The 13,330-nt window shown below is 45.3% G+C and carries 8 protein-coding genes and 1 riboswitch; of the genes, 5 read left to right on the top strand and 3 right to left on the bottom strand.

Going from position 1 to position 13,330, the window contains the following annotated elements:
- Positions 1-46 precede the first annotated feature (46 nt).
- From MLE17_RS03765 to MLE17_RS03745, 5 genes are all read left to right on the top strand, one after another.
- Positions 47-1,690 carry a glucoamylase family protein gene (locus MLE17_RS03765; RefSeq protein ID WP_243347204.1) on the top strand — a complete coding sequence of 548 codons (1,644 nt, stop codon included), beginning with the start codon at positions 47-49 and terminating at the stop codon, positions 1,688-1,690.
- A 134-nt stretch (positions 1,691-1,824) separates the two neighbouring features.
- The gene (gene bglX, locus MLE17_RS03760; protein ID WP_410795597.1) at positions 1,825-4,173 is read left to right on the top strand and encodes a beta-glucosidase BglX; all 2,349 of its coding nucleotides are present in this window, start codon (positions 1,825-1,827) and stop codon (positions 4,171-4,173) included.
- A 360-nt stretch (positions 4,174-4,533) separates the two neighbouring features.
- Positions 4,534-6,627: a family 43 glycosylhydrolase gene (locus tag MLE17_RS03755; RefSeq protein WP_243347200.1), complete on the top strand. Its 2,094-nt coding sequence runs from the start codon at positions 4,534-4,536 to the stop codon at positions 6,625-6,627.
- Positions 6,628-6,659: 32 nt separating this feature from the next.
- Positions 6,660-6,844: riboswitch (cobalamin riboswitch) on the top strand.
- Positions 6,845-6,957: 113 nt separating this feature from the next.
- The gene (locus tag MLE17_RS03750; RefSeq protein ID WP_243347198.1) at positions 6,958-8,010 is read left to right on the top strand and encodes an iron ABC transporter permease; all 1,053 of its coding nucleotides are present in this window, start codon (positions 6,958-6,960) and stop codon (positions 8,008-8,010) included.
- An 11-nt stretch (positions 8,011-8,021) separates the two neighbouring features.
- The gene (locus MLE17_RS03745; RefSeq protein WP_243347197.1) at positions 8,022-9,011 is read left to right on the top strand and encodes an ABC transporter ATP-binding protein; all 990 of its coding nucleotides are present in this window, start codon (positions 8,022-8,024) and stop codon (positions 9,009-9,011) included.
- 67 nt (positions 9,012-9,078) lie between these two features.
- Here MLE17_RS03745 and MLE17_RS03740 read toward each other — a convergent pair whose 3' ends face one another.
- The 3 genes from MLE17_RS03740 to MLE17_RS03730 form a co-directional block, all read right to left on the bottom strand.
- Complete coding sequence (locus MLE17_RS03740; protein ID WP_243347196.1) at positions 9,079-10,392, bottom strand: NAD(P)-dependent oxidoreductase; 1,314 nt, start codon at positions 10,390-10,392, stop codon at positions 9,079-9,081.
- 251 nt (positions 10,393-10,643) lie between these two features.
- Entirely contained in the window at positions 10,644-11,948 is a 1,305-nt protein-coding gene (locus MLE17_RS03735) for a DUF5123 domain-containing protein (RefSeq protein ID WP_243347192.1), read from the bottom strand.
- A gap of 354 nt (positions 11,949-12,302) precedes the next feature.
- Entirely contained in the window at positions 12,303-13,208 is a 906-nt protein-coding gene (locus tag MLE17_RS03730) for an alpha/beta hydrolase (protein ID WP_243347191.1), read from the bottom strand.
- Between the last annotated feature and the right edge of the window lie 122 nt (positions 13,209-13,330).

The raw sequence follows: 13,330 nt of genomic DNA, 5'->3' as shown, positions 1-13,330 counted from the left end.
GAGGAATGGTCATGGAACCCTCTTCCGGTTTTCAATTGCAGAGATAATGCGGAATTTAATTTACATAACGTTGGGGGTTCTGGCTGTGATAGGGTGGTCATGCAGCAAAAATGGAACTTCGGAACCGGCACGATTGTACGTTGACAGCCTGTTTATTAATAATGCCAGGATTTCAGATAACTCAGTAGTAGCCGGAGTTGCTCTCACTCCTGTCGTGATCAGGATTGTATTTTCGTCTGCTATTGAGCTGTCGGAAATGAATACCGGTTATGTCTCTTTTTCGGGAACACTCGGCAATAATTATACATATCGTCGGGGAATTGACAATAAGACACTGATCCTGACAACGGAATCACGGCCGCAAGCTCTTACTGCCTATGACTTTAGTATATTGAAGGGTGATTATCTGGGAGGCAGTGTTGCTTCGTCTTTTCAGGCGAAGCTGGTTGCCGGTATTGATAGCACACCAAAATATGAGACGATTACTGACGATGCTCTACTGTCTCTGGTACAACGCCAGACTTACAAATATTTTTACAACTATGCCCATCCGGTGTCAGGACTGGCCCGCGAACGTTTGGGATCGGGAGATATAGTTACCACCGGGGGGAGTGGGTTTGGCCTGATGGCTACCCTAGTGGCCATTGAGCGGGGATTTATCTCCCGGGGGCAGGGGTTCGGTTTACTCAACCAAATAGTGACATTTCTGAACGAAAAGGCAGATAAATTTCACGGAGCATTTCCTCATTGGCTTAACGGGACGACAGGAAAGGTACAGCCATTCAGTACGAAAGATAATGGGGCCGACCTGATTGAAACCTCTTTTCTCATGCAGGGATTGCTAACTGTCAGGGAGTATTTCAAAAACGGATCTCAGACTGAAAAAAACATGTGCGACACCATTCAGAAGTTGTGGCATAATGTCGAATGGACCTGGTTTCAGCAAAATGGACAGAACCGGCTTTACTGGCATTGGTCTCCGGATTACGGTTGGGCGATGAATATGCCCATTACCGGTTGGAACGAAGGGCTTATTGCCTATGTGCTGGCAGCCTCTTCCCCGACTTTTCCCATTGCAAAAGCGGTTTATGACAATGGCTGGGCTCAGAATGGAAATATCCGTAACGGAAGAATATTTTACAATACCCTCCTGCCGTTAGGTGAGAACCGGGGCGGGCCTCTGTTTTTTGCCCATTATTCCTTCCTGGGACTTGATCCGAGAAATTTGTCAGATACCTATGCCGGTTATTGGATCCAGAATGTGGCTCATTCCAGGATAAACCACTTCTATTGTGTGGATAATCCACTTGGATACTGGGGATACAGCTCCGGTTGCTGGGGATTGACCGCCAGTGATGTTCCTGACGGATATAATGCATCGTCACCCAACAACGATGTGGGAGTAATTGCCCCGACAGCAGCTTTGTCATCATTTCCGTACACGCCTGCAGAAAGTATGCGCGCCTTACATTTTTTCTACTATACGCTGGGTGATAGGTTGTGGGGGGAATATGGCTTTAAGGATGCATTTTGCCTGAGCCAGCCCTGGTTTGCCGATTCTTACCTTGCCATTGACCAGGGGCCTGTGGTGGTGATGATTGAAAATTACCGGAGTGCTTTGCTTTGGAATCTATTTATGCAAAACAGCGATATCCGAACTGGACTGACCCGATTAGGATTTAGTTACTAGGAATGTGGGTGTGATGATGACCGGAATTCATTTTACGACATAGCTTTTACATTAGAATATAATATTATCAACTTATAGGGTGCCAACCTTAAAACTATTGATGAACCATGAAAAAGATTTTCGTTTCCATCATGATGCTTTGTGCATTATACCAATTGCAGGCCGTAAGTCCGAAGAATAAGAAACAGCCAGTCAAACAAACGAAGCAGTCTTACCTGCTGGCAACATTGCCTGACAAATCACTTTATTTCAAATCCGATCCGAAGATGGATCAGTTCATTACCAATCTAATCTCCCAAATGACGCTGACGGAGAAACTGGGCCAGTTAAACCTGCCTTCTGCCGGGGATTTTACAACCGGGCAGGCCCAAAGCTCCGATATCGGCAAAAAAGTGGAAGAGAGTAAAGTCGGTGGGCTTTTTAATATCAAGGGTGTTGAAAAGATTGCGGCCATACAACGCGTTGCAGTCGAAAAGAGCCGACTGAAGATTCCTCTGCTTTTTGGCATGGATGTCATTCACGGTTATGTAACCAATTTCCCAATACCACTCGGACTGGCTTCTTCGTGGGATATGACCCTGATTGAACAGTCGGCCCGGATAGCTGCCAATGAAGCAACTTCCGACGGAATCAACTGGACATTTTCTCCTATGGTTGATATTGCCCGTGATCCGCGCTGGGGCCGTATCGCCGAAGGCTCGGGCGAAGATGCTTACCTTGGCAGTCAGATTGCCAAAGCTATGGTGCATGGGTATCAGGGCGATGATCTGGCTCAAAACAATACGATGATGGCTTGCGTCAAGCATTATGCCCTGTATGGAGCAGCCGAAGCCGGACGTGACTATAATACGGTTGACATGAGCCGGGTGCGTATGTACAATGAATATTTTCCACCTTATAAAGCTGCGGTAGATGCCGGCGTGGGTACGGTGATGGCATCATTCAACGAAGTTGACGGTATCCCGGCTACGGCAAACCGTTGGTTGCAGACCGAGGTCCTTCGTAACCAGTGGGGGTTTGGTGGATTTGTTGTTACGGATTATACAGGTATCAATGAGATGATTGCCCATGGAATAGGTAATTTACAAAAGGTATCGGCAAGAGCCCTGAATGCCGGAATCGATATGGATATGGTGGGTGAAGGATTCCTTACAACCTTGCAAAAGTCGCTGGATGAAGGCAGGGTTACCCAATCTGAAATAGACCGGGCCGTACGTCGTGTCCTGGAGGCCAAATACAGATTAGGCCTGTTTGACAATCCCTATAAATATTGTGATGCAGAACGAGGAAAGAGAGAAATATACAATCTGGCAAACCGTGAAGCCGCCCGAAACATTGCTGCCCGGTCGATGGTGCTTATGGAAAATAAGCAGCAAACACTTCCGCTCAGGAAGTCTGGTACCATTGCCCTGATTGGACCTCTGGCCAACAATCCCGAGAATATGCCCGGTACCTGGAGCGTGGCTGCCCGGCACTCAGAAGCAATATCCCTGCTCAAAGGATTGCAGGAAACGGTGGGTAAGGAGGTGAGGATTCTCAGTGCAAAAGGGTGTAACTTCGAATATGATGCCGAATTGGAGTCTCGTTCAGCTATGTTTGGGAAAAACACCTATCGGGATAACCGACCTAAGGAGCTTATTCTGCAAGAGGCATTGTCTATGGCCCGGCAGGCCGATGTGATTGTGGCAGCATTGGGTGAGTCCTCTGAAATGAGCGGCGAATGCAGCTCGCGTACCCGCATTGATGTGCCTCAATCTCAAAGGGACCTTTTAGTAGAGTTAAAGAAGACCGGGAAACCAGTGGTTCTGGTACTGTTTACAGGTCGGCCGTTGGTATTGAATCAGGAAAAAGAGTTGGCCGATGCGATCCTGAATGTCTGGTTTCCGGGAAGCGAAGCCGGGTATGCAGTCTCTGATGTTTTATTCGGAAAAGTTAATCCGTCAGGCAAATTACCGGTCACTTTTCCACGAAGCGTGGGGCAGATTCCTATTTACTATAATTACAAAAATACTGGTCGCCCATTAAGTGATGATGCGAGAGACAATTGCCGGTTTGAGAAATTCCGTTCCAATTATCTGGATGAATGCAATACCCCGCTGTATCCATTCGGGTACGGATTAAGCTATACTACATTTCAATACGGAGACATTTCATTAAATGCAAATGAGCTGCGAGGAAATCAAACGCTGAAAGCCAGTGTGACGATTACCAATACCGGTAAATATGACGGCGAGGAAGTGGTGCAGCTTTATATTCGCAATGTGGAGGGAAGTAATACCCGACCGGTGAAAGAGCTGAAAGGATTCCGCAAAATAGACTTCAAAGCGGGTGAAAGCAAAACAGTGACTTTTGATATTACCCCGGATGACCTGAAGTTTTACAATAACGAATTGCAATACGACTGGGAAAGTGGAGAATTTGAGATTCAGATAGGAACAAATTCCAGGGATGTCAAGGTCGCGAAAGTTAACTGGTTGAAGTAGTTTCTGTCAATAATGGCCGGGTTAATGTAAATAATAAATAGGCTCTATAATGGTTTGTATGGGTATATTTTAAAGGCTTAAACAATCATAATTATTTAGCCACGAATCCACGAATAAGGAATGTGTCTTTTCTTTTTTCAGTAATGAAAAAAGATTCGTGAAACTACGATATCCATTTTGCCTGATCTACAAAAGGTTATATGCTGTGTTTTAATTCGTGCATTCGTGGCTAAAATTATTTAGATAGAGTTTATCATAAATTATCCCACGAAATCCTTTAGGGAAATTCTTTCCCTAAAGGAGGGCTGAATAGATATTTACCCACACAAAACGTTATAGAGCCAATAAATATGCAGTATCATGAAAGCAAGTATATGTTTGATTGCGCTAATGCCGTATCTGTCTTTTGCACAGACGGAACCCAGTACCAAGACGGTAAAGGGGCAAATCTCAGAGTATCATATTCCGGTAGTCCAAACTTACCGCTTAAATGGACGGATTACCGATGAGGCTGGGCGGGCGTTGTCAGATGTCAGGATAATGATAAAGGGGGATGTTGTGTCGGCAAACTCAGATTCGCAGGGAAACTATTCGATAACCATTGCGCCGCATAACAAGGCCCTGATATTTTATTACCCCGGAAAGTCGTGGCTCGAGTTGGCTCTTCAGGACAATCAGACACAGATGGATGTAACACTCAAATCAGAGCAACCGCTCAAACCGATTGAACGGACTCCGGCGATTGCTACTTCATGGTTTGATCCCAATAATGACCATCCTCATACCTATTGCAATCCGGTCAATATAAGTTATCTGTTTGAGTATTATTTCCCGACCAGAAAACAAATATCCTGTCGTTCAACAGCTGATCCCCTGATTGTACCGTACAAAGGGGAATATTATCTCTTTTGCACAAATCAATCCGGTTATTATGTTTCTAAAAATCTTACCCAATGGCAATATATATGTAGTGCGTTCCAACGGAAGCCATTCGATGATGACCAATGTGCCCCGTCTGTAACGGTGATGGGAGATACTATGGTGATGTTGGGATCGACATATAATGAACTTCCGGTATGGTACACCACCGATCCCAGGACAGGAAGGTGGAAGCATCTGACCGAAACGGCATTATTGCCGCATTGGGATCCTTACATGTTCCGGGACGACGATAAACGACTCTATCTCTATTACGGATCGAGTAATGAATTTCCGATCAAAGGGGTGGAATACGATCCTGCAACATTCAGGCCCAAAAGCATTATTCGTGACCTTTATATCCTGCATCCCGAGCAGCATGGATGGGAGCGGTTCGGGATGAACAACGATGATTCTGTTTCATTGAAGCCCTTTACCGAAGGTGCTTTTATGACCAAATACAACAATAAATACTATTTGCAGTATGGGGCGCCCGGCACAGAATTTAAAGTATATGCCGATGGTGTCTATGTTTCCGATAATCCGTTGGGGCCTTTTGTTTACCAAAAACATAATCCCTTTTCCTATAAACCCGGTGGTTTTGTACTGGGAGCAGGGCATGGCGGTACTTTCAGGGACTATCATGGAAACTACTGGCATATAGCCACCTGTATGTTGTCCTTGCGGGAAACCTTCGAGCGTCGTATCGGCCTTTATCCGTCAGGGTTTGACAGAGACGGGATTATGTATGCCAATACTGCATTTGGTGATTACCCGACTGTCACCCCTGTTTCGGGTGAAGATCATCAACGGGGAAATTTTGCCGGATGGATGTTGCTTTCGTTGCACAAAAAGGTCTGGGCATCCTCTTCCGATAGCATTTACACTCCGGAAAAGGCCGCCGATGAGAATATGCGTACCTATTGGGCAGCTAAATCAAATCAATCGGGAGAATGGTTTGCAATGGATTTAGGAACAGAGAAACAGGTATATGCCATTCAGGTGAATTACTACGAACATAAGGCGAACCAGTTTGGAAAAGCTATGGATACGTATCACCAGTATAAAATCTTTGGTTCCGCCGATGGAAACCAGTGGTCACTGATTGTTGATAAAAGCAATAATGATCTGGATGTGCCTCATGATTATGTGGAGTTGCTTCGGCCTGCAACCGTCCGGTATCTGAAAATAGAGAATATTCATACCGCCAGTGGGAATTTTGCACTGATGGACTTACGTGTGTTTGGTAAAGCACAGGGGAAAATACCGGCACAGGTAAAGCAATTTAAAGTAAAACGCCAGTCTCGTGATGGCCGCAATGCCCTGATTTCCTGGAAAGCGCAGCAAGATGCTTACGGCTACAATATCTATTACGGGACCGCATCTGATAAGCTTTACAATTGCATCACTGTTTATGATAGCAACTCCTACAATATGAGAGGACTGGATAAAGGTACATCCTACTTTTTCTCGGTTGAAGCGCTTGGTGAAACAGGTATTTCTGCCCGGTCAGCCGTTGTTGAGACAAAAGATTAATTTCAGCATCTTCCAAAATAAACCGTTATCTTTGCAGCCGTAAGCTCATTGATTTGACATTCAATCCGAAAAGGGAATCCGGTGAAATGCCGGAGCTGTACCCGCAGCCGTAAGCTTTACTCAAAACCGTTAAGCCAAATAGCCACTGTCCGAAACCGACGGGAAGGCGCTTAAAGGGAAGCGAGCCGGAAAACCTGTCGATTGAATCCTATTCAGCTTAAACTTTCGGGATAAAAGTTTGAACATGAAATCCACCGGATGCCAGACGTGCCTCCTTTGCTTCATCTTCTCGCTTCTTTCCCTATGTAGGAAATTCAATCCAATTTCGCATTGCAAACAGCTACATTCAACAATGGCACTTTTCGATTAAAGGCCATCGCGATATTCCTGATAACAGCGGTCCTTTTTGTCCTGAACCTGACATTCGGTTCGGTGCATATTCCTGTAGATTCGGTCTTACGTGTCCTTTCCGGACAGGAAATAAACCAGACTGCCTGGCAAAATATCATTCTCAATTCACGTCTGCCTCAGGCATTGACCGCCTTATTTACCGGAGCGGCATTGGCTGTTTGCGGATTACTTTTACAGACACTTTTCCAGAATCCTCTGGCTGATCCCTCCATTCTGGGCATCAGTGCAGGCGCCAATCTGGGGGTGGCATTGATTGTTTTCCTTACAGGAGGGACGATGGGTAGTCTATCCGGTATCGGGTTGGGTGGACATTTCCTGATTGTCAGCGGTGCATTTGCGGGCGCATTTGCCGTCCTGAATATTATCCTTTATATGGCCGGTCGGCTGAAAAGCAACCTGATGCTGCTGATTGTGGGGATTATGGTGAGCTACCTGGTCTCTTCGTTTATCACTTTCATTAATTTCTACTCTTCAGCGGAAAACGTATTTCTCTATATGCTATGGGGAATGGGGGACTTTTCGAGTGTGACCCGTTCGCAAATCAGTTTTTATATCCCCTGCATTACAGTGGGAATACTGGCGGCTCTTCTTCAGATGAAACCGCTCAATGCCCTGTTGATGGGTGAACGTTATGCGATGAATCTCGGGGTGAGAATCAAACAGACCCGTATCATTATATTGTTGATAAGTGGATTGCTTACCGCGGTGACAACGGCATTTTGCGGACCGGTCTCTTTTCTGGGGCTGGCGGTGCCCCACATTGCCCGACTGATACTGGGAACGGGAAATCATAAGAAACTGCTCCCTTTTTGTCTGATACTGGGTGGTGGAGTGGCTTTGTTGTGTAATCTGCTGACCTCTTTCCCCGGTCACGTAGGTATCCTGCCATTGAATGCCATTACTCCGATACTGGGAGCGCCGGTGGTGCTCTATGTCTTACTCAGCCGGAAGAAATTCCAGCAAATCCATTAACCTGACGCCTTATGAGTACACCCATTCTACAACTGGAAAACCTGACGATCGGGTATGTCAGCCAGCGTCCGCACAAAGTGGTGCATTCCAACATCAACCTTTTCTTGAAAAAAGGCGAACTGACCTGTCTGCTCGGAACCAATGGTGCGGGTAAATCGACCTTGTTGAAAACGCTTTCCGGCTTTCAACTGGGCATGGAAGGGAAGGTGTTTCTGGAAGGGGAGGAGATTCATTTTATTTCGAAGAAAAAGCTGGCACGCAAACTCAGCGTGGTGCTTACCGATAATATTGCTGCCGGGAATCTGACCGTCTATGAAGTAGTCTCATTTGGCCGTTACGTCTATTCCGATTTCTTCGGACGACTCTCTGCCAAAGATGACGAGATGATCCGATATGCACTCGATTGTGTGGGTATTGCCCATTTTGCCCAACGAAACATCAGTGAACTGAGTGACGGCGAGCGACAGAAGGTGATGATCGCTAAAGCGATTGCACAGGAGACTCCGTTGATCCTGTTGGATGAACCGACAGCTTTTCTTGATTTGCCTTCGCGAGTGGAAATTATGATTTTGCTGCGCAAGCTCAGTGCTGAGAATGGCAAAACCATCCTGCTTTCGACACACGACCTCGATCTTGCATTGCAACTGGCGGATAAAATATGGCTGATGGCTAAAAAGCGGGAGATTGTCAGCGGAACACCTGAAGACCTGGCATTGTCGGGAATGTTCAATTCTTTCTTTGACAAAGAGAGCCTCTCTTTTGATCTGAATACCGGAACGTTTTTGTTGAATAGCCAATCGGTGCGTAAAGTGCAGCTCGAGGTAGAAGGAGTAACCCGTATTTGGCTGGAGAAAGCCCTGATCAGAAAAGGGTATCAGGTGTGTGATGAGGCGGAACTGAAGATTATCCATAACACGGATGGATATCGCATTGCATTTCCCGATGCAAAAGAATCGTTTGATACAATTGAATCGTTGCTGAACCATCTGGACTCTCTGTAAAAATCGAAAGCGCGGGAAGATACATGACCTTCACCGCGCCTCCTGTCGAAACCCCATAAATATTTTGTTACTCTTCCAATAGCTTTTTAGCATCTACAAACTGAGCAATGCCTTTCGCTACATTCTTTGCCTCACGCATGGCCAGCACGACAGTCTGCGGAGTATGTACGACATCACCTCCGGCAAAGATTCCCTTGCGGGTGGTCATGCCGTAAGGTTTTTCCTTAATCACCACATAACCTGCGTCGTTGATCTCAATGCCTGTTGTGGTCGATACAATGCGGTTAGCCGGTCTTGATCCGATGGCAATCAGGGCAACATCCATCGGGAGAGTCTGTTCTCCTTCCGGTGTTGAGAGTTTGATTTCTTTTAGTTTTCCTCTTTTCCCGATAAATTCCAGTGTGCTGGTATTCCACATAAATTGTACGCCTTCTTCCACTGCTTCCTCATACTCTGTACGAAGTGCCGGAATCTCACTTTCGGTCCGGTGATAGACCACTGTCACGTTTTGTGCACCCATTCGCAATGCAGTTCGTGCGGCATCCATGGCCACATTTCCCGCACCAATTATGCATACGTTATCGTTTACTTTCAACGGCACTTCCTGGCGTCCCAGGCTTCCATCCTGATAAAGACTAACCGTGCGGAGGAAATAGGAGGATTGCACAACGCCCCGTAAATCACAGCCCGGCACCTCCAGTTTCTTCGGTAGTGCGGTTCCTGTACCCACAAAGACTGCATCGAAGCCACGGTCGAACATCTCGTCGATGGTAATATCACGTCCTACCATGCAATTGGTGATAAAGGTGACACCCAGGCTTTCGATTTTCCGGATCTCACGACGCACCACATCTTTGGGCAGACGGTATTTCGGTATGCCGTAAAGAAGCACGCCACCCAACTCTTTTTCCCCTTCGTAAATCACGACATTGAATCCCTGACGGGCAAGATCACCCGCTACAGTCAGTCCGGCAGGACCGGAACCGATAATAGCGACCTTCCCCCGTACTTTGGGGGCTATATTTTCGCGGATGAGCGCCATGTCGCTATCGAAATCGGCGATAAAGCGTTCCAGCTTGCCCACACGGATTTTGGCATCCTTCTTGTTGAGGATGCAATGGCCTTCGCACTGCTTTTCGTGCGGACAAACACGTCCGCAGATGGCCGGCAGGTTACTTTTTTCATTGATGATCTGCATGGCATTGCCGATGTTTCCCATCGACAATTGTTGTATGAAGCCGGGGATATTGTGTTCGATCGGACAACCCTTAACGCACAATGGATTCTTGCAGTTGAGGCAGCGTTTGGCCTCGTCAATGGCTTCCCTGGCGGTAAAGCCTTCGCTGATTTCGTCAAAACGAAGTTCTTTTGATTCGCTCATACCTGTCAGATTTAAGATATAGATAATTTGATTAGTGTAGTAAAATGCAATGTTGAGATTGCAAATATACATACAAAATGCAATCTGTATATTGCAAGATAGGTCTAAATTGCATTTTTAACTTATTCTTCCGTTTTTTGTAAATGAAAGAGAATCAATGAGGAATCAAAGAAAGCCTTTCAATAAAACAGAAAAGCGGCCAACCGCAAAACATGCAGTTGACCGCTTCTATGATGAATATAGTCAGTAGGTTATTTAATCACTACTTTCTGGATTTTTGAACCGGTAGCATTAGTTGCTTTAACGATATAGATACCAGCAGAAAGGTCGCTGGTAGAGATTGTCTGAACGTCAGTAACCGATTTTACTGCTTTGCCTGAAATATTGATGATCTCAGCGTTTGCAGCTTCTGATAGCTGGATTTTTCCATCCGCTACGATAATATTGATGTCAGAAGAGTTTATTGTTTTGATTGCACTGGTGTTGCCATAATACCAACGGGGATCTCCGGCTGATGTTTTTCCTTCGAAAGCTGCATCAATAATAGCATAATCTCCTACTGTAGCAGTGAGATTGGTTGCGTCAATCACAGTCGGAGTTCTAAACAAAGCAGAATAAGTACCTGTGTAAGCAGTCGTAGTGAAAGTATTAGAAGATAGTACCCAGTCTGTGGTTGCGTAATTGCCGGTAAAAGTAGTAGTTTGTCCTGTTGCAAAAGTACGTACACCTTTGTTACTTGCAGCAACGCGTCCAAAGATAGAGTTTGTAACGGCTACACTGGCAGTGGATGAACCAGTACTTCCGAAGTCGATAAGATATTTACCTGTTGAACCCAGCATAATCTGGTCAAATGTACAGTGGTCGATTGTAACGGAAGTAAGAATAGTCTGGATATTGCTCAAAGGCAGGAAGTTCGCATTAAATCCGTAAACTGTAGAGTTGGTAAGAGAAATAGTCTTAACAACAGATGTTGTGGCAGGTGTAAGCAAGCTGTAGCTGCTACCGACTGCATTTCCTACGTTTCTGATAATACAGTTGTCCAAAGATATATTGGTTAGCGTTTGAGCACCTTGCAAGCGGATAACGCCACGAACGTTGGCGATATGACAATTTTTCAATGCAAAATTTGTAACGTTAATTGCGGTTGTAGCGTTGATGATGTAGTTACCAATCGTGTACGGTTTTGTAGATGTAACTTCATTTACACCGCTCAGAATGGCATTTTCAACAGTGAATGAGTTCATCGCTCTGGCCGGTAGTACAAACTGCTTCAACAATAGTGTATCCGGAGTTGTAGAGCTGTACTTAATTGTCAGATCCTGAATGGAAGCCGGGATAGATGACAAGTCAATGTTTTTGCTTCCCATGAATTCCGGACTGGTGTATCCTGTCGGGAGTACAACTGTAACAGCACTATTCCCTCCGGTATAATTAACCAGAGCAGTTTTGATACTATCGTTTACTCCAATGTTGATGACTTCCTGCGCTTTAAGCGAAGAGCTTAGCAGGGTAAATACTGCTACTAACGTAGAAAAGAGTAAGAGTTTCGTTTTCATAAGGTTGGGTTTAATAGTTAATAATACGATGAATGCAAATATAGCAATCTGCATATCCGGCGAAGTTTGATTATTTGGTATAAAAGGTGGAGTTTTTGTAAAACTGAAAATTTTGGATGTGATATGTAATAGTCAGGGACTTATAAGTTTGCTTTTCAGCATGTTTTTGATTTCATTGTAATCAGATAAACAATCTTATTTTATGGAATCAGTAACAAAGCCATTACGCATTCAGCATAATAATCAATGCTGCTGCACAGAGAAAAAGAAAAATAAGCGCAAGGATGAGACGGATATTGATATTTTTCATTGATCAATCTTTTTGATGGAATTTTATTCGAAGTATGTTTGAATTTAGTAGCCAAGCTCCTTCAGCCAGCTATCCAGTACCGGCATCCAGAGCTGGGTGGATATCGGATTATGGGTCAGTGCTATGGCGTGTTTCCCATGAGGGAAGATGTGCAGGGATGCATTTATCCCCTTTTCACGCAGTGCAGTGTAAAAGAAAACACTGTTTAATGAGGGAACTGCCGTATCGTCATTCGCATGCATGAGCAGGGTAGGAGGAGTTTTCTCCGTGACATGCAAATGGGTCGAGAATCGGTCAATCATCTCCTTTGAAGCATTTTTGTCCAGAAGGTTTTCCCTGGAGCCTTTATGCGCAAAAGGGTCTGCCAGCGTGATGACCGGTGATAGCAGTATCATAAAATCAGGTGTAAAGGAGTATTTGTAAACCGTATCTTTCACCTCGGTGTAATCATCTGTGTTGACACCCAAAGATGAGGCAAGATGACCTCCGGCTGATGTGCCGAATACTCCAACCTTATGAGGATCAATATTATATTGCGGAGCCAAAGCCCGAATCATTTTTATAGCGCGTTGACCATCCTGCAGCGGACCAATTTCCCGTTGCTTCAGGTCAGGACTGTTGGGCAGTCGATATTTCAGGACAAATGCCGTGCCGCCCAGCGTATTGATGTATTTGGCCAGTTGAGAACCGCTGACCACATGGGCAAGACGGGCGTAGCCTCCTCCGGGAATAACCAGCACTGCAAAGTTGCGGTTTTCTTCCTTCGAAGGTGTGTACACTTCGATATTCGGATTGGCCACCACATACTGGCGCTCATTGGCAATGCTGTCTTTGATTTTGAGCCCTTTGCTGTTGGGCATTTGTTTTTTGGACCAAAGGGGAATTACCTGTTGCGCCTGAAGGATTCCGGAAAAGAAAACTACAGATAGAATGAGAAGCGGATATTTCATGCGTCATTAATTATTTTTATTCTGGCTACACATGGATCCGATAGGTATCGGTATCGCATACATTGCCATGCTCGTTTCGTAGAACGTTAGATTCAGTAATACAAAAATAGATACCTGTGCTC

The organism is Parabacteroides sp. FAFU027, from assembly GCF_022808675.1.
GTDB lineage: Bacteria > Bacteroidota > Bacteroidia > Bacteroidales > UBA7332 > CAXXIC01.
This window is presented reverse-complemented; position numbering and strand designations above follow the sequence as displayed.